Source organism: Paraburkholderia phytofirmans OLGA172, assembly GCF_001634365.1.
Lineage (GTDB): Bacteria > Pseudomonadota > Gammaproteobacteria > Burkholderiales > Burkholderiaceae > Paraburkholderia.
On sequence record NZ_CP014578.1, the window covers coordinates 2,818,316 to 2,835,045 of the forward strand.

17 protein-coding genes and 1 pseudogene are annotated in these 16,730 nt (G+C 59.2%); 11 read left to right on the forward strand and 7 right to left on the reverse strand.

The genetic code is table 11. From position 1 onward, the window contains the following. Positions 1–237: 237 nt before the first annotated feature. From AYM40_RS12295 to AYM40_RS42435, 3 genes are all read right to left on the reverse strand, one after another. Positions 238–957: a flavin reductase family protein gene (locus tag AYM40_RS12295; protein WP_063496464.1), complete on the reverse strand. Its 720-nt coding sequence runs from the start codon at positions 955–957 to the stop codon at positions 238–240. Positions 958–1,023: 66 nt separating this feature from the next. Further along, on the reverse strand, positions 1,024–1,452 hold the full coding sequence (locus tag AYM40_RS12300) for a nuclear transport factor 2 family protein (protein ID WP_063496465.1): 429 nt from the start codon (positions 1,450–1,452) through the stop codon (positions 1,024–1,026). Between the two features lie 212 nt (positions 1,453–1,664). Continuing rightward, complete coding sequence (locus AYM40_RS42435; RefSeq protein WP_236720836.1) at positions 1,665–1,811, reverse strand: alpha/beta fold hydrolase; 147 nt, start codon at positions 1,809–1,811, stop codon at positions 1,665–1,667. A gap of 401 nt (positions 1,812–2,212) precedes the next feature. On the opposite strand from AYM40_RS42435, the gene AYM40_RS12305 reads away from it, so the two are divergent. After that, positions 2,213–2,515 carry a tautomerase family protein gene (locus tag AYM40_RS12305; protein ID WP_082855067.1) on the forward strand — a complete coding sequence of 101 codons (303 nt, stop codon included), beginning with the start codon at positions 2,213–2,215 and terminating at the stop codon, positions 2,513–2,515. On the opposite strand, the pseudogene AYM40_RS41900 reads toward AYM40_RS12305, so the two are convergent. Then, positions 2,476–2,585: pseudogene (locus AYM40_RS41900) on the reverse strand (IS6 family transposase); the annotation flags it as partial. The gene AYM40_RS12305 and the pseudogene AYM40_RS41900 sit on opposite strands and share 40 nt — an antisense overlap. Before the next feature lie 941 nt (positions 2,586–3,526). Here AYM40_RS41900 and AYM40_RS43385 point away from each other — a divergent pair. The 3 genes from AYM40_RS43385 (at position 3,527) to AYM40_RS12320 (ending at position 7,475) form a co-directional block, all read left to right on the forward strand. Beyond that, positions 3,527–4,786, forward strand: a complete 1,260-nt coding sequence (locus AYM40_RS43385) for a methyl-accepting chemotaxis protein (protein WP_082855068.1) — start codon at positions 3,527–3,529, stop codon at positions 4,784–4,786. Positions 4,787–5,111: 325 nt separating this feature from the next. Continuing rightward, positions 5,112–5,393 carry a YciI family protein gene (locus tag AYM40_RS12315; protein ID WP_063496466.1) on the forward strand — a complete coding sequence of 94 codons (282 nt, stop codon included), beginning with the start codon at positions 5,112–5,114 and terminating at the stop codon, positions 5,391–5,393. A 393-nt stretch (positions 5,394–5,786) separates the two neighbouring features. Beyond that, positions 5,787–7,475: an APC family permease gene (locus AYM40_RS12320; protein WP_063496467.1), complete on the forward strand. Its 1,689-nt coding sequence runs from the start codon at positions 5,787–5,789 to the stop codon at positions 7,473–7,475. Between the two features lie 65 nt (positions 7,476–7,540). Here AYM40_RS12320 and AYM40_RS12325 read toward each other — a convergent pair whose 3' ends face one another. Genes AYM40_RS12325 through AYM40_RS12335 form a run of 3 tightly spaced genes read right to left on the reverse strand, consistent with a single transcriptional unit; the run spans position 7,541 to position 10,073 of the window. Continuing rightward, positions 7,541–8,281 (reverse strand): PAS domain-containing protein, encoded by a 741-nt coding sequence (locus AYM40_RS12325; RefSeq protein WP_063496468.1) that lies wholly within the window; start codon positions 8,279–8,281, stop codon positions 7,541–7,543. Between the two features lie 15 nt (positions 8,282–8,296). After that, positions 8,297–8,944 carry a response regulator gene (locus AYM40_RS12330; RefSeq protein WP_063496469.1) on the reverse strand — a complete coding sequence of 216 codons (648 nt, stop codon included), beginning with the start codon at positions 8,942–8,944 and terminating at the stop codon, positions 8,297–8,299. Further along, complete coding sequence (locus tag AYM40_RS12335) at positions 8,916–10,073, reverse strand: sensor histidine kinase (protein WP_158515278.1); 1,158 nt, start codon at positions 10,071–10,073, stop codon at positions 8,916–8,918. Before AYM40_RS12335 ends, AYM40_RS12330 begins: the two co-directional genes overlap by 29 nt. Before the next feature lie 297 nt (positions 10,074–10,370). Here AYM40_RS12335 and AYM40_RS12340 point away from each other — a divergent pair, with 297 nt between their 5' ends. The 7 genes from AYM40_RS12340 to AYM40_RS12370 all read left to right on the forward strand — a co-directional run bounded on the left by AYM40_RS12340 (position 10,371) and on the right by AYM40_RS12370 (position 16,717). Next, positions 10,371–10,940: a dimethylamine monooxygenase subunit DmmA family protein gene (locus tag AYM40_RS12340; RefSeq protein ID WP_063497979.1), complete on the forward strand. Its 570-nt coding sequence runs from the start codon at positions 10,371–10,373 to the stop codon at positions 10,938–10,940. Continuing rightward, positions 10,937–11,872 carry a PDR/VanB family oxidoreductase gene (locus AYM40_RS12345; RefSeq protein WP_063496471.1) on the forward strand — a complete coding sequence of 312 codons (936 nt, stop codon included), beginning with the start codon at positions 10,937–10,939 and terminating at the stop codon, positions 11,870–11,872. The genes AYM40_RS12340 and AYM40_RS12345 overlap by 4 nt, the downstream gene beginning before the upstream one ends. A gap of 10 nt (positions 11,873–11,882) precedes the next feature. Next, a complete protein-coding gene (locus AYM40_RS12350) occupies positions 11,883–12,899 on the forward strand; it encodes a heme-dependent oxidative N-demethylase family protein (RefSeq protein ID WP_063496472.1) in 1,017 nt (338 codons plus the stop codon). A 53-nt stretch (positions 12,900–12,952) separates the two neighbouring features. Beyond that, positions 12,953–14,083, forward strand: a complete 1,131-nt coding sequence (locus AYM40_RS12355; RefSeq protein WP_063496473.1) for an aminomethyltransferase family protein — start codon at positions 12,953–12,955, stop codon at positions 14,081–14,083. Positions 14,084–14,134: 51 nt separating this feature from the next. Further along, complete coding sequence (gene purU / locus AYM40_RS12360; RefSeq protein WP_063496474.1) at positions 14,135–14,992, forward strand: formyltetrahydrofolate deformylase; 858 nt, start codon at positions 14,135–14,137, stop codon at positions 14,990–14,992. Further along, complete coding sequence (locus AYM40_RS12365) at positions 14,989–15,237, forward strand: hypothetical protein (protein ID WP_063496475.1); 249 nt, start codon at positions 14,989–14,991, stop codon at positions 15,235–15,237. The genes purU and AYM40_RS12365 overlap by 4 nt, the downstream gene beginning before the upstream one ends. A gap of 112 nt (positions 15,238–15,349) precedes the next feature. After that, positions 15,350–16,717 (forward strand): flavin-containing monooxygenase, encoded by a 1,368-nt coding sequence (locus AYM40_RS12370; RefSeq protein ID WP_063496476.1) that lies wholly within the window; start codon positions 15,350–15,352, stop codon positions 16,715–16,717. Positions 16,718–16,730: the final 13 nt, after the last annotated feature.

Sequence of the window (16,730 nt, forward strand, 5' to 3'; positions counted from 1 at the left end):
GTATTCGTCATTTCATACGCATTATAGGTATACCCGGTTTGAAAATGGTGAACACCCTGTCGGGCCGACGACAACTGATCCACCTCTGGTTGCACCAGGATCGGGCTTGCGTCGCATGTCAGCATGCGGATCACAGCGGTGACGGGATGGCACGTTTTGAATGGACGTTTTTCATGGGCACCACCCTGGCGCAGCCGTTCGCTACGAACGTCCACCCCAGCAGCGGTGCCAATTCTGCTATTTGCTAATCGTAGGGTTCCCTGCGGCAGACCAACTGCGCTCATCGAGCGGCGACCAATTTGTATCCTTCCCGTCGATTCGCCTCATGCGTTGCTGCGCGTTTCCGGAGAGAACGGTCTCGGGTAGCGGACAAGCGAAAACTGTATCCGCGAGCGTGTATTCCGACGCAAGCCTACCCACTGGCTGCAAAGCAGCAGTGTCAATGCGTCCGCGATCGAGCCAAAGCTCGTCGCGAATATGGAACCGAGTGACACGACCGATTACGACATGGTCGTCCACCTCGCCAAACGACAATATTGTCTCCACCTTGCATTCCATCGCGACCGGCACACCTTCAACGCGCGGCGGACGCACCGTCACAGAAGGCGCCTTGGTCAGCCCGCAAAGTTCGAACTCGTCCGCCTCAGGCGGATGCTCGACGGACGTCAGGTGCATCTGATTTGCAAAGGGCAGCGACACGACGTTGAGCACAAACTCGCCTGTCTCGCGCGCATTGGTCAGCGTATCTTTCAGTTGTGTGCGGCTCGAGCGAGGTTGTATCGTAAGGCTGATCATCGGCGGTTTTCGCGCCACTACGGTGAAAAACGAAAATGGTGCGATATTGGCGACGCCGTCCACCGACAGCGTGGAGGCCCAACCGATCGGACGCGGAACCACACTGCCAATCAGAATCTTGTACAACGCACTGCTATCGAGAGCATCCGGATCAATTTCCACGGGAATTCCCTGTCAGACTGCAGATTTTCAAAAACGGCCATGGCCGATCACGCAACGACGAAACTTTCAACCGAGGATGACTTTCGGATAGCGACGCGGCTCCCGCCCTTCAAGAACGTCGCGGCCACGCGCCGTATCCGCATAGAGCCGTCCGTGAACGATCCGGCCATCGCGGACCTGGAACAGGAAGAGATGCTCGTTCCGCATCGAGTACCCATTGGTCGCTTTTGCTTGCGCAATCACGGGCACGATCACAAAGTCTTCCGCCTCGAGAATCGCCCGCGCGTCGTAATTGAAATATTCCCACTCGTGGTACACGTGCTTCCAGAACGCAAGGAATTCTTCCTTGCCATGATAGGTGCCACCATACGGGAGCGAGTCCGAAAACTCAAACGTGATGTCGTCTGCCAACAGCGCGACAAGGTCGGATTTGTCGTTGCGATCAAAACCCGTAAAGGCTTTCCGGCATGCTTCAACAATTGCTGAATGCTTCATGTCTCATCTCCTTTGATTGGAACATCACCATCACACAATATGAGCATATGCTCATTTTTTCGGACGAAAATGGCCGCAAAAACGTAGCAGCCATGTTCGCATAACGTTCCGTTTGCAGTGGGTTCTTCGATTGATCCGCCTACTGCGCTGCCAAACTCCCCTCGCCTTCTACCCACGGATCGAATCCGCTGCCAAGCACGTCACGCAGCGACTTACGTAAGCCCCCCAAGCACGAGAGAAGCAACTTGTTCGGGGCGTTCAGCCGCGACAAGCTCAGCGATTTGTGCCCCCATGCTATGCCCGACGAGCGCCACTCGGGAAAGGCTCGATTCGTCGAATAGCTTCTCGATGTCGGACACGGCTTGCGCCCGCGTGCACTTATCGTCCTCGACACGTCGCTCGCACGCCCTCCCGCGGATCTACAGCAACTGCCGGAATCCCGGTGTAATAAAGTGCTTTGATCAGTGGATTCCAGACTTCATGGCTATCGAGGAAGCCATGAACGATGACTAGTGCGTCAAAGTCAAGGGTACCCGGTCGCATCCCCCGATTCGAGGTTTGGCTAGCATCAAGGGCGGCCTTCATAGTCGGTCTCCTCCATCTCCACAGAGTACTTGTCGAACGTCAACGCGAATCATAATATGAGCATATACGCATATTGTAAAGACAGATATCAATCATGATCTTGTGCTCAGCACGGCGTCGTTCTGAACGAGTCTGTCGAGTGCCACTGCAATTCACCTGAAAACTGGAGAGAAATATGCCTGTATTCCATGCCCACATTCCTAAGGGTCGTTTTTCCAAAGAGCAGAAGATAGCGATGGGAAACGCGCTGAATCTTTCGCTCGTCGAAGCACTCAACCTTCCCAAGGGAGACCGCTTCATTGTTCTGAGTGAGCACGCCGAAGACGAGCTCTTCATTGATCCGACGTTCATGGGAATGAACCGCACGCCGAACGCGATGATTATCACGGTCCTGGTCGGCGCACACAGGCCGGCGTCGGACAAGAGCGCGCTGCTCGCAGCCATCATGTCGTCGAGGTGCCGCAGGCTTGGCGGATAGGCCACGTACCAGCGCACGCAAGTCAGGATCACGTCGAGCGGATAATGCAGGCGTTGAGCACTCGGCCCACCGCCGGATTTAACGTCTTCTTCGAGCTTTCAGTCGTTCATGTCATTCCGCGCATCATAGCGGTTCGCTTTATCGCAACAGAACCCAAATATGTTCCATCGACGTTGCGCGCCCTCATTGGCTTTCTCGTCGCGCATTTTGACGGCACGGACTGCGAGCGCCGCTGGACGCAGCGATGGCGATCAGCCTCGCGGTGCACTTCGCCTTCCCGGAAGGTCCTCTCTTATTCGAAACGAAGTCGCGCCACGAGCATCCAAATTTGGGGGTTCGGCCCGTCACTCCTGGCTATCACGCGTGGGATAGCGAGACGTGTCTTTATCGGCATAGTCAGGGTGAAGGGTTCTCCCGCCATGTGACGACGCGAAAGTGAGCGACGCGGATCGGGTTCCTATGCGCCTGCTCAATGAACTGTACATGGAGCCTTCGATTGCATGAGAAGGAATGCAGGCATCTCGGCTATGTCGGCGAGAACATTAGATAGGCGGCTGGCGCAAGGTGCAGCACTAGCTCGGGTCGTACCTGCTAACGAATACTTGGCCGCGCGCCCGGCGATCAAATCGGCAGACTGATGAAGTCCAAAATGTTCCGCGCAAAAGTCCCCAAATTCCGTACGGATGACCGAGGCCACCTCAATGTTGCATTTTGGTATGCATGAACAGCAGGAAAATCTGGACTAGTTGATAAAATGCGCGACGATTCGGTTACCAGATTTCATTTGGTATCGCCTAAATTGGGCTCCAAGAAATGGGCCAAATCACACGCAAGGGTTCCGGATTGAACGCGCGCTTATAATTTAATATCTTTCAATAAGATGCCACGGCACTACAAAACTCTTCGTTAATGTTGCAGTCGCAGGCGCGTTTTATTCCACGTTTCGCAATCAGTGCATAGTGAAAACAGTCCTTAAGCGCCCCATTCTGATCCGCGCAACCGAAGATTGGAATGGTGCGGGATTGTTTAAATGTCGGCGCGAAAGCGGTCGACGCGCAAGTAGACTCGCCTGCATATAAAAATTCATTTGCGGAAACGCATGACGACATCGCCACCAGTGACGGAGATAACATTTTGCGTAAACTTGTCTTTACGATCAGACTAAGATTAATGTTGGCGTTTGGTGCGTGTACGACATTCATGTTCTCCGTCGGCCTGCTGGGAATACTCGCGCTGCGACACGTCGAAACGAGCGCTGATTCGCCCTACCGCTGGTTTCTAGCAAGTCTGATCGCGCTTTCCTGGATGGGATGTGGTGTCGCGATCTGCAGCGGTCTTCATATCCAACGGCTTGTTTGCGGCAAGCTGAACCGAATGGGCAGAAAATTTGAGGAGATTTCGAAGACGCTCGATTTATCGAAGCGGTCGTCGAGTCCGAGCATGGACGAGTTCGGCCGCTCTGCTGTTGCATTCGACAAACTGATGCGTCGTATAGAAGAGACCGTGTCCACTGTGCGCTCATCCAGCGATTCGGTCGCCACGGCTACACGTGAAATCGCTGCCGGAAACTTTGACTTGTCTGCTCGGACCGAAAAACAGGCTTCGTCGCTAGAGAAGACGGCATCAGGCGTGACGCAACTGACCGAGTCAGTCAAGCAGAGCGCTGACAACGCGAGCCACGCCAAGGCGCTGGCCATGGAGGCCGCCGTCGTCGCAACCACAGGCAACGATCTGGTTCAAGCCATGGTTGCGACCATCGAAAGAATTGGTGGTAGTTCGAATAAGATATCCGAAATCACGGGAGTCATTGAAGGAATAGCATTCCAGACAAATATTCTTGCGCTCAACGCCGCCGTAGAGGCTGCCCGTGCTGGAGAACAAGGAAGAGGTTTTGCAGTTGTGGCAAGTGAGGTCCGTAGTTTAGCTCAGCGTTCTGCTTCTGCAGCGAAAGAAATCAAGGAACTGATTGCCTCATCTGTAGCGACGATTCAAGATGGCTCACAACAGGCGACTGAAGTCAGCACTGCCATGAGGGAGATTGAAAGTGCTATCAAACGTGTTTCCGATTTCATCAGTGAAATCGCGGGCTCATCGGAAGAGCAGAGTCGTGGCATTGAACAAATAAATCAGGCCATCATTCAAATTGACCACGCGACGCAGCAAAACGCAGCGCTTGTGGAACAGGCTGCGGCGGCCGCGCAGTCGCTTGAGGAACAAGCGACCAACCTGAACATTGCGGTTTGTTCATTCAAGCTCGCGGATAAACTGTAATTTCCCTCTCGCCTTACCGCGACAGAACCGTCATGTCGAACATCGCGATGGTCCCTGGCAGGCCGGCGCACCTCACTCGGCGGCCGGCCACTCGTGCGATGTATTTGAAATCCGCGACTGGAAAATCCAGCGCGTATTCATCTACCTCGATCCTGATTACGCGGGCAAGGACACAACGCACTATCCGTGGTTCGACAACCAAGGTTGACTGGCCGTCCGCCGTTTTTTTCAGTTCTGATGTTGCGGGGGCGGTCGTGCGCTGTCTTGCATCAGGTCGGTCCGGACGGCATAGCCGCCGGTGTTTTCTGTTCACTTAGGAACCCAAATGCATATCATCGTTTATTGCCTCGATCATCCCGAGACGGCAGAGCGTCGTCGGACCCACTTTGCGGCACACAAGGCACGGTTGCAGGCTTCGCCGCTGCGTGCCCTGATTGCTGGGCCGCTGACCGAGCCGGACGGGACGACGAGCGGGAGCTTCTTTCTCTATGAGTCGGAAGATATTGAAACGGTCCGGCACTTCGTCCTCGATGATCCGTTTAACACGGCGGGCATCTGGAAGACAGTCGACATCCGGCATTTCGAGAACCGCGTCAATAGCCATTGACGGTGTGAAGAGGCGTCGCTTTCTACCCACAGCGTAGAAAGAAGACCGGCGCGCGAGCCGGTCTTCTTTCAGGCGTGAAGTGAGACTTACTGACTGACGCCGCCTGCAGCATTCGCTTTCTTCGCCTTGACGCGATACCTCCCCGACTCGTCACCAAAAATCTCCGTGCGTCGCCACGATCGAAATGGCTGGGGATCCGTGCGCTGCATGCTCGCGGGGATTCATCTGTCTCGGCGTTAGAAAGCCAGCCGGGACTAGACGCATCGAGCTCCGGTCCGATCTTAAAGATCCCTTACGCATCCCTCCGAGGGAGTACCTCTTCGCGCCCCTTGCTCCGCCGATATTGGCCGGTGAATGTCGCCTGAGTGACGACACATCCTTGGGGAGACGAACATGAGTTCGGTAAACGATGCAGGTCAGGAACTTCATCTTGCCGCACCAGTAGATGCGACAGGACTGCATAGAAAGATAGGCTGGGCAGGCGCATTCTGGGTAGCCAGCGGCGTACCGGCGCTGGTGCTGTTCTCGGTCGGCTCGATTGCGGCGACCGTCGGCAAGCCGTCGTGGATCATCTGGGCGATTTCGATCTGTTTCGGCTTCATCCAGTCCTTTTCTTACGCCGAGATCGCCGGGCTGTTTCCGCACAAGTCCGGCGGCGCATCGGTGTATGGCGCGGTCGCCTGGGTGCGCTACAGCAAGCTGCTCGCGCCGCTCTCCGTGTGGTGCAACTGGTTCGCGTGGTCGCCGGTGCTGGCAATCGGTTCGGGCCTCGGTGCCGGCTACGTGCTGAACATGCTGTTCCCCGCAACCTCCGCGATCAACACATGGCAAATCACGCTGGTCGATCTGGGCTGGCTGTCGAGCGGGCTGAGTCTGCGGGTCAATGCCACCTTCGTGATCGGCGCCGCGATTCTGCTGACGACCTTCGCAATCCAGCACCGCGGCATTCTGCAAGCCGCGCGGCTCCAGATGATTCTCGGGATCTCCGCGCTGCTGCCGCTCCTGCTGGTCGGCGTCTATCCGCTGCTAACTGGCGATCTGCCGATGCACAATCTGTTTCCGCTCTACCCGCTGGCAAAAGACGCCGGCGGCCGCGTGATCGACGGCACGTGGAATCTGAGCAGCATCGAACTGATGGCCGGTGGACTTTTTATCGCCGCCTGGTCCACCTACGGATTCGAAACGGCGGTCTGCTACACGCGCGAATTCAAGGATCCGCGCCGCGACACGGTCAAGGCGATCGTCTATTCCGGACTCCTGTGCCTCGTGTTCTTTACGCTCGTCCCGCTCGCGTTCCAGGGCGCCCTCGGTCTCGGCCAACTCGTCTCGCCCGAGATCAAGGACGCCGCCGGCAACGTCACGCAGCCCGCTATCTACGATGGCATTCTGTCGCCGGGCATCTACAGCGGCATGGGCGTTTCCGAAGCGATGGCACAAATCGTGCACGCCGGCAACCTGGGCGCATTCATTCTGAAACCGATGCTGGTGTTCGCGCTCGTGCTCGCCATCATGACGTCGATGGCGGGCTCGTCGCGCACGCTCTATCAGGCTTCCGTCGACGGCTGGCTGCCTAAATATCTGTCGCACGTCAACCACAACGGCGCACCGACCCGCGCGATGTGGACCGACCTCGCATTCAATCTCGTGCTGCTGCTGATGTCCGACTATGTCGTCGTCCTTGCGATGTCCAATGTCGGCTACATCATTTTCAACTTTCTGAATCTCAACGCCGCCTGGATTCATCGGCTCGACCGGTCGAGCTGGGAGCGTCCTTTCAAGGCGCCGAAATGGGTGCTCGGCGCCGGCACCGTGCTGTCGTTCGCCAATCTCGCACTGATGGGACTGGGCGCGGATGTATGGGGCAAAGGCACCCTGATTTCGGGCATCGTCTTCTCGGCGCTGATCGTGCCGGTGTTCATCTGGCGTCACTACGTGACGGACAAAGGCCGTTTCCCTGACGCGATGCTGGACGACATGGACCTGTCGAACTCCAGCAGCGAGCGGCGCGCGGGTTTTCTGCCGTATGCGGCGTTAGTGCTCGGCGTGGTGGTCGTCTTCGTGAGCCACTGGATCACGACCTGACTACGCACGCTTGCTGGAAACCGCGCGCCCGTGTTGCGCGACCCTTTGCGCAACACGGGCGTTGTTCATCGCACGGCGAAGATCGCGCCTTCGATACCCAACACCTCGCTGCTGGCCGAATAGATACCGATGCCGCGTTCCCAGACGTTTCTTGGCACGCCATTCGCCCCGCGAATGCGATAGCGCAGTTCGAACGGTCTGCGATCCGCCAGTGATTCCTGCACGCCGCGCCAGACGTAATCAACGTCTTCCGGCACGATCAACTGGCTGTAGCTATGTTCGTGACTATCGACAAACCAAGTGGCCGGATAGCCGGTCAACTCTTCGCAGCCGTCGCTGACGAATTCCATCGACCACGATGGATTGTTGCGGCCGCGATAGATCAGTCCCGGCACGCCGTTCAGGAGACCCATTGCGCTGCGCAGCCTGGCTTCGATTGACGTCTCCTGACGTTTTTGCGCCGTGGCGTCGAATGCGGAGATAAAGAACGCGTCTTCGTGCCGACGGCATGCCACCTCCAGCCAGCGAAGCTGTCCGTGCGGATGAACGAAGCGGATTCGCTCGCGCATGCAGACTCCGCTTTCGTTGCGCAGCCGCTCCAGCATCGCTCGCCAGATCAGCCGATCTTCAGGATGCACGTACGCGGCTATCTCGACGCCCGCCGCACTCGTTTCCATCAGTTCGCTCCATGCAGCGTTTGCGTGGCGAATGCTGCCTTCAGTATCCACTTGCAGCAGCGCGACTGGATAGGCATCGAGGCCTAACGTGCCGGCGGCCAATTCGCTTACAACAGCATTGTCTCGCATTCGTTTATCCCTTCGTCATTGACGCGCCAGGGCATCGCGGTGAACCCACGCGGCGAGTTCAAGCCGGGAACGCAAATTCAGCTTACGTAGCAAATTTTTGACATAGACCTTGACGGTGCCGTCGCTAATGCCCAATTGCCGCGCGATCTGCTTGTTGCTCATGCCGTCCGAGATGAGCGCCAAAGTCTGCGCTTCGCGCTCGGTCAGTTCGACCTGACGAGCGCCTCTTTCGCCTTCGGGTGCGTCGACGTCTTTCGCCAGCAGCGTGACCAGACAATCGTCGAGCACGATCACGCCCTGCACGCAGTTGCGTATGTATAGGCGCAGGTCTTCGGGCTCGGTTTCCTTCAGCATATAGCCGTCGGCGCCAAGGCGCAGCGCGCTCAACAACTCGTTGCGATCGAGCGAGGCCGTCAGCACGACCTTGCGGCTCTCGATTTCGAGTTGGCCCAGTTCATCGAGCACATGCAAACCACCTAGTCCCGGCATGTGAAGATCGATCAGGATCAGGCCAGGCCTTAACTGCTCCGCGAGCGCAATGCCCTGCCGGCCGCTGGACGCTTCGCCGACCACCTGAAACTCCCCGGTCGAGTTGAAGTACTCGGCGAGGCCGCGCCGGAACAGCGGATGGTCGTCAATCAGAAGCAACGTCGTCGGACCCATCAAAAGACACCCTCCTGGAAGCGTCATTCGGGACAAGCAGGCGCACCCGCGTGCCGTTCGGCTGCACATTTTCGATGGCAACGCGCGCGCCTATCGCGCGGGCACGCTCGCGCATGATCTCCAGCCCGTAGTGATTTTCGTCGACCGAAGCAGGCCTCAAACCTACGCCATCGTCGGTCACGGTCACACACAGGGTGTCCGCGGGACCGTCCATCACTTCGATCCGCGCATGTCGCGCGTGGGCGTGGCGGACCACGTTCGACAACGCCTCGCGCACGATCTGCAACGCGTGCAGCCCGACATCTGGCGCGAGTTGGATTTCGGGCATGCGGTTATCCAGTTCAAAAACCACGTTGCAGCGGCGCGAAAATTCATCGACGGAATCCGCCAGCGCCTGGCGCCACGAACGCCCTTCGAGCGTCAGGCGCGCGCCGGTGATCAACTGGCGAACGTCGCGCTGCAACCGCGTCATCGTGGTACGCAACTCTGCAATCAGCGGTTCCGCGACCTCGGGCTTGCGCGACTGCTGCTGCACCCGGCTAACGAGAAACGACATGAAGCCAAGCTGCTGCGCAACCGAATCGTGAAGCTCGCGGATCAGCACTTGCGCGCCGTCGTCCGTAGTGTTTGCTTCCTGCTGGCGGTCTGGACGTTCCTGCTGGATCAAGCCGATTGCGGCGCCGAGCGCCTGCACCGCATGGCCGACTTCAACCGCCAACAGATGGCTCGCAGGTGACGCCAGTTCGAGCAGAAGCATGGCGCCCCCGAACCTTGCAACCAGCCGAGCGCGACCGTCGCGCAAGCATGCCGAACACAGCTGGGTCGACGGTTCGGCATGGGACGTCTTCAACGCGCAGTCGCGAGGTTCATCGCATGAGAGGACAACGCCGGACGCTCCCGTCAGCAACCTTTCGCCCGCGACCGCCAGCGTCGCGCGACTACCGGGAAGGTCCGCTTCGAGCCAGCCGACAAACTGCTGCAATGGCTGCATTGACCTCTGCCCGCCCGCGATGTCGACGAAGACCCGCAACAGCGCATCCCGGAAACGCAGCGAAAGATCGACGCCATCGACCTCACCAGCCGCTTGCGAGGATGCGCGCCGCCGCATCGGGGTCCGGCTCAACGCCATGCGGGGCATCCCGTGAGAAAAGCCTTTTAAACGCAAGAACCGTGCCGTAGTCCGCGCCATCCCGGCACTACTCCCTTGGTCATACCTCGTTGTCAGGATTGAACGGCGTTTCCCTTTAAGGAACTATTTTGCTTGTGGGGACGCAGTTTTTCGAGTGTTTTATCCGTCAGACCGGTGCTTCGCAACGCACTCGGATGGAGCAGGCGCCCCGTTTTAGTTCAGATGCAAATGCACACGTTTGAAGCGAAACATTATTCACGTGCTTTACCCGCATCGACAGAACCGGCGACTCAAGACATGACATCGACACACAACAGAACACCAGGCTCTCCCCCGAGCCTTCCGCGATATCAGGCGCTCCGGATATGTGAGGAGGCGCGTCAACACATCGTGGTCGTTCAAGCCGACGCACTCACGAAGATCGCGGCTTTCATCGCGACGCTGCCGGCAGCGCCTGACGTGAGCGTACTTCTCATTCAAGGCGACACGTCAGCAACGGCTCGCCGCGCATCGTTCTTCCCGACACACGACGCGCTCGAGCGCCATCTTCTAGCGACCCTGGATCGCGCGGCAATCGGCTTGCGACTCTATGTATGCGGCGACGAAGCGTTTATCTGGCGCATCCGGCGCCTCGCCGTTGAAGCGGGCATGCTGGCGGAAGAAATCAGCGCCGAGCTCGATGCCACACCGCGCGCGGTGTATTGCGTGCATTGCAGCGCATCGCACGTGTACGACGCACTGCCTGAAGTCGAATGCATCGGCTGTGGCATCAACCTCGGCGTGCGCCAGCATTTCTCGCAGCGCGTCGGCGCGTATCTCGGCGTGTGCGCCGATCCGGATCGTCCTCACCTGGAGCACCGCGCATGAACACGATCGAGGTTCGAGTCGAAGCGACAAGGCTGCTGACGCCCGTGGTGCGCGAGTTCACGCTGACCGCCGTGCACGGCCGGTTGCCGAAGTTCTCTTCCGGCAGCCATATCCAGGTGCGGTTGCCGCTGGAGGAGCGCCCATTGCGCAACGCCTATTCGCTGCTCGGCGATCCGGCGAACGCGTCCAGCTATCGCATCGCCGTGCGCAAGCAGGATGATTCGCGTGGCGGCTCGGTGTTCATGCATGAGCGGGTCAGTGAAGGGTCGGCGTTGAAAATCACACCGCCGGCCAATCTGTTTGCGCTGCATTCCGGCGCGCGCGCTCACATCCTGATTGCGGGCGGCATCGGCATCACGCCGTTTGTCGCGCATGTCGCCGCGCTGGAGCGCGACGCCGCCGATTTCGAATTGCACTACGCCTACCGGCAAGGGCTCACCGACGCGTATCGCACCGAGTTGAGCGAGCGCCTGGGCAGCCGTTTTCATGGTTACGACGGCGAGCGCGCGCGCCTCGATATCGAACGGGTGCTGCGTGGCCGCCCGATGGGGACGCATGTCTATGTATGCGGTCCGCAAGCACTTCTGAATGCCGTGCGCGAGACAGCTCGGGCGCTCGGCTGGCCTGACGGCCGCGTGCACTGGGAAGCGTTCGCTGCGCCGCAGCCGGGCGCGCCGTTCGTGGTGACACTCATGCGCAGCGGCTCGAGGCTCGACGTGGCGGCAGACCAGAGCCTGCTGGAAGCGCTCGAAGCGAGCGGACTCGAGATTCCGAACCTGTGCCGCGGCGGGGTCTGCGGTCAGTGCGCGACCCGTCATGTTGCCGGTGAAGTCGACCACCGCGATCTGTTCCTGCACGAATCCGAGCGCGCCACGCATCTGATGCCGTGCGTCTCGCGTGCCCACAGCAGCTCTCTTTTCCTTGATCTCTGAGGACCGCGCCATGAGCGTCATTCTGAAACCCGCCGAAAGCTACCGTGAGGCGTTTTCGTTTCGCAACAGCGAGGCCGCCATTGCGCGCTTCCCCTTTCCGTTTCCCGAAGACGCCTACATGTATTCGGTGAATATCGAACCGGCCACGCCGCGCGATCCGGGCTCGGCCTTCGAGCACTGGTTCGATATCGACGAGCACTATCGCTCCGAAGCTGCCGAGCGCGCGATCGTGCTGCAAAACGATCCGCGCCGCTGCATGGTGATGCCGCACATGCAGAAAGCGTCGTGGGACGCGCTGGAAATGATCATGGAGCATCTCGCCCAGGATTATCCAGAGCTGTTTTCGCTGAAACGCACCGGCGATCGGTGGCTATGGCTCAATCGCGCACTCGGCATCGAGCAGGCGTTCCGTTTCGGCGACGCGCAGACGTTGCCGTGCGAGCCGCTCGAATACGTCATGCGGCAGACGCAAGGCGATATCGCGCTGCTCGATCAACGCGACGGCGACCTCTTCATGGATGCCGGCGTCATCACCGGACCTGCGGACTGGTCACTCGCATTCGATGCGGGAATGAGTTTCAGGCAATGGCATTCGCCGGTGCCGATGGCGCACGAGATGGGCATCTTCGATCGCGCGCTGAAGTATCTGCTGAACATTCAGGTGGACCGTCCGGTACGGCGTCTGAACTGGACGCTCACGATCAATCCGCGCCTCGACACCGCGCCCGAGACTTACCACCTGTGGGGTGCGGAGCGCGGCCAGGTGACGCCGGACAACGTCGCGCAATGCGTGCATCTGCGCGTCGAACTGCAATTCATGGCGCGGCTGCCGCAGAGCAACGCGCTGATGTTCAGCATCCGCACTTATCTGGCCAGCATGGCCGAGCTCGTCACTCATCCTGCGTGGGCGCGCCGTCTTCATCGGGTGCTGCGCGACCTGCCCGAACCTATTGCCGACTACAAGGGCATGACGCGCTACCGGAAGATCCTCGTCGACTGGTTGAGCCAGTTCGACAACGGCCTCTAACACGCCGCGCAATTCACGCACACCCCGACACCCTCACCTCTGGAGTAACAGACATGGCTAATTCATGGCGTATTTCCGCGCTCGCCGATCGACATCGCGCATTGGGCTCGAACCTGGAAGACTGGAATGGCATGGGCACCGCATGGACCTATTCCGGCGACCTCGCCGACCAGCACGAGGCGATTCGCACCAAGGCCGGTTTGATGGACGTCTCGGGTCTGAAGAAAGTTCACTACGTGGGGCCCCACGCGGAAAGCCTGCTCAACTGGGCGACCACGCGCGACGTCGGCAAGCTCTATCCCGGCAAGTCGGTGTATGCGGCGATGCTCAACGAAGATGGCAAGTTTATCGACGACTGCATCGTCTACCGGACCGGGCCGAACGCATTCATGGTCGTGCACGGCTCGGGAACCGGCCATGAACGTCTCGTGCGCTCGGCGCAAGGCCGCCAGGTGGCTGTCCTGTTCGACGACGATCTGCATGATCTGTCTTTGCAAGGTCCCGCTGCCGTGGACTTTCTCGCGGAACACGTACCGGGCATTCGCGATCTGCCTTATTTCCATCACCTGCAAACGCGGCTTTTCGGCAAACCGGTGATGATCTCGCGCACCGGCTACACCGGCGAGCGCGGCTACGAAATCTTCTGCAAAGCCGCAGATGCGCCTTTCATCTGGGACACCGTCCTCGACAAGGGCGCGACATTCGGCATCGTCCCGTGCGCGTTCACCGCGCTCGACTGGCTGCGCGTCGAAAGCTATCTGCTGTTTTTCCCCTACGACAACTCCGAGATGTATCCGTTCGCGAACGAAAAGGCGGGCGACACGTTGTGGGAACTCGGGCTTGATTTCACCGTGTCGCCGGGGAAAACCGAGTTCTGCGGCGCGGGCGAACACTTCCGTCTGCAAGGCAAGGAGCGCTTCAAGATCTTCGGCGTGCTGGTGGACTCCACCGAAGCGGCCAACGGTGGCGATGCCTTGTGGAACGATGGCAAGCAAGTCGGCGTCGTCACCTGCGGCATGGTCTCGCGGCTGACCGGCCGCTCGATGGCGATCGCGCGCCTCGACGTGGACTACGCACGCGCCGGCGCACCGCTCGAAGTGCGCGGCCGCATCAAGGCCCGTGCAAGCGCCGCCGAACTGCCGTTCGACGATCCGGAAAAGAAGAAACGCACCGCGATCGGTTAGTCCGTCGACGGTCTCCCGTTACGTCTCTCACGTATTTTCAGGAGTGTCGCAGTGACCCAGAACTACATACTGACGATCAGTTGCCCGGCCACCTCCGGCATCGTCGCGGCCGTCTCGTCCTATCTCGCGCAATCGGGCTGCTATATCGGCGAGCTGGCGCAATTCGACGACGAATCCAACGGCACATTCTTCATGCGTGCGGTGTTCCGCTTTAACGAAGCGAAAACCGGCAGCATCGACAAGTTGCGCCACGACTTCAGCAGCATCGCCAACGACTTCGCGATGCAATGGAAGCTCTACAGTGCGGCACAGCCGATGAAGGTGCTGCTGATGGTCAGCAAGTTCGACCATTGCCTCGCCGACCTGCTGTACCGGTATCACAAGGGCCAGCTGCATATGCAGATCACCGCCATCGTCTCCAACCATCTGGACCTGCGGCCGATGGCGGAGCGCGAGGGCATCCGTTTCATCTATCTGCCGGTGACACCGGAAACCAAGCACCAGCAGGAAGCCGAACTGCTGAAGATCGTCGCCGAAACGGAGACGGAACTCGTGGTGCTCGCGCGCTACATGCAGATCCTCTCCAACAACCTCTGCAAGCAGCTCGCCGGCCGGGCCATCAACATCCATCACTCGTTTCTGCCGGGCTTCAAAGGTGCGAAGCCGTATCACCAGGCATTCGAACGCGGCGTCAAGCTGATCGGCGCCACCGCGCACTACGTCACGTCGGATCTCGACGAAGGACCGATCATCGAACAGGAGGTGCAACGCGTCGATCACGTCCTGCAACCCGATGGTCTCGTGGCGATCGGGCGCGATACGGAAACGGTGGCGCTGTCGCGAGCGGTGAAATTCCACACCGAACATCGCGTCTTCCTCAACCGCGACCGCACCGTGATCTTCCGATGAACAAGGCCCAACTCATTGACGGCAAAGCTGCCGCTGCCGGGCTGCTCGAGACGGTCCAGCAGGACGTCGGCATCAATCGCATCGAAATCGGCGATAGAACGCGTCTCGTCGGCGACACGGAGTTCGATAGCGTCTCACGTGTGGCCGGCGCCATTACGCCCGTTCCCGGCGGTGTGGGTCCGATGACGATCGGCTTTCTGATGAAGAACACCGTTCTGGCTGCAAGGCGTCAGTCGCGGCAATAGGCGATGACGCTGCCGTGTATCGAGGAATCCACGTGCCCGACTGGCGTATCACCATCGCTTCCCAACGGGAAATCCTGTGTTGTCGTACAAGACATCTAGTGAGTGAAAGACCATGAACAAGCGCGTCGCAATCATAGGTGCAGGCCCTTCTGGAATGGCGCAATTGCGCGCTTTCCAGTCCGCGGGAGAAAAAGGTGCGGACATTCCCGACATCGTCTGTTTCGAGAAGCAGAAGGACTGGGGCGGCATGTGGAACTACACGTGGCGCACCGGCACCGACGAGAATGGCCAGCCGGTGCATGGGAGCATGTATCGCTACCTGTGGTCCAACGGGCCAAAGGAATGTCTGGAGTTCGCGGACTACACCTTCGAGGAGCATTTCGGCAAACCGATCGCCTCGTATCCGCCGCGCGAGGTGCTGTGGGACTATATTCGCGGACGCGTCGAGAAAGCCGGCGTGCGGCCTTATATCCGCTTCAATACGACTGTCCGTCAGGTGAGCTTCGACGCCGCAACCAAAAAATTCACCGTCACCGCGCAAGACTTTTCCGCCGGCACGACGGTGTCGGAAGATTTCGATTACGTCGTCAACGCGTGCGGCCACTTCTCGACACCGAATGCGCCAACCTTCCCCGGGTTCGAGAGTTTTGGCGGCCGCATCCTGCACGCACACGATTTCCGCGACGCGCTGGAGTTCAAGGACAAGGACGTACTGCTGGTAGGCAGCAGCTATTCGGCAGAGGACATCGGCTCCCAGTGCTACAAGTACGGCGCGAAGAGCATCACGAGTTGCTATCGCACGGCACCAATGGGTTATCACTGGCCCGACAACTGGGAAGAGAAACCGCTCCTGCAGCGCGTGCGCGGCAACATCGCCTACTTCGCCGACGACACGCACAAGCGCATCGACGCGATTATCCTGTGCACCGGGTATCAGCATCACTTTCCGTTCCTGCCGGACGACCTGCGCCTGAAGACCGGTAATCGCCTGTGGCCATTGAACCTCTACAAAGGCATTTTCTGGGAAGACAATCCCGGCCTGATCTACCTCGGCATGCAGGACCTCTGGTATTCGTTCAACATGTTCGACGCTCAAGCCTGGTATGCGCGCGATGTGATCCTCGGACGCATCACATTGCCGCCAAAAACGGAAATGATCGTGCACAGCCTCGCATGGCGCGCGAAAGAAGAAAAGCTCGTCACCAATCAGGAAATGTTCGAGTTTCAGGGCAGCTACATCCAGGAGCTGCTCGACGCCACCGACTATCCGAGTTTCGACATCGAAGGCGTGAACCGCACGTTCCTCGAATGGAAACACGACAAGCATCACGACATCATGGGCTATCGCAACAAGTCCTATCGCTCGCTGATGACCGGCACGCAATCGCCGCCTCATCACACGCCGTGGCTGTCGGCGCTCGACGACTCGATGGAGGCGTATCTGGGCGAAGCCGCCCCGGCGCTGAAAGCCGCCAGCTAAGCGACGCGAACCA

Coding starts and splice junctions, on each gene's coding strand:
- AYM40_RS12315 (WP_063496466.1), top strand. CDS start 5,112: ATGCATATCATCGTTTATTGCCTCGATCATCCCGAGACGGCAGAGCGT.
- AYM40_RS12345 (WP_063496471.1), top strand. CDS start 10,937: ATGAACACGATCGAGGTTCGAGTCGAAGCGACAAGGCTGCTGACGCCC.
- AYM40_RS12365 (WP_063496475.1), top strand. CDS start 14,989: ATGAACAAGGCCCAACTCATTGACGGCAAAGCTGCCGCTGCCGGGCTG.
- AYM40_RS12335 (WP_158515278.1), bottom strand. CDS start 10,073: ATGGCGTTGAGCCGGACCCCGATGCGGCGGCGCGCATCCTCGCAAGCG.
- AYM40_RS12370 (WP_063496476.1), top strand. CDS start 15,350: ATGAACAAGCGCGTCGCAATCATAGGTGCAGGCCCTTCTGGAATGGCG.
- AYM40_RS12320 (WP_063496467.1), top strand. CDS start 5,787: ATGAGTTCGGTAAACGATGCAGGTCAGGAACTTCATCTTGCCGCACCA.
- AYM40_RS12330 (WP_063496469.1), bottom strand. CDS start 8,944: ATGGGTCCGACGACGTTGCTTCTGATTGACGACCATCCGCTGTTCCGG.
- AYM40_RS12350 (WP_063496472.1), top strand. CDS start 11,883: ATGAGCGTCATTCTGAAACCCGCCGAAAGCTACCGTGAGGCGTTTTCG.
- AYM40_RS12300 (WP_063496465.1), bottom strand. CDS start 1,452: ATGAAGCATTCAGCAATTGTTGAAGCATGCCGGAAAGCCTTTACGGGT.
- AYM40_RS12305 (WP_082855067.1), top strand. CDS start 2,213: ATGCCTGTATTCCATGCCCACATTCCTAAGGGTCGTTTTTCCAAAGAG.
- AYM40_RS12340 (WP_063497979.1), top strand. CDS start 10,371: ATGACATCGACACACAACAGAACACCAGGCTCTCCCCCGAGCCTTCCG.
- AYM40_RS12325 (WP_063496468.1), bottom strand. CDS start 8,281: ATGCGAGACAATGCTGTTGTAAGCGAATTGGCCGCCGGCACGTTAGGC.
- AYM40_RS12355 (WP_063496473.1), top strand. CDS start 12,953: ATGGCTAATTCATGGCGTATTTCCGCGCTCGCCGATCGACATCGCGCA.
- AYM40_RS43385 (WP_082855068.1), top strand. CDS start 3,527: ATGGTGCGGGATTGTTTAAATGTCGGCGCGAAAGCGGTCGACGCGCAA.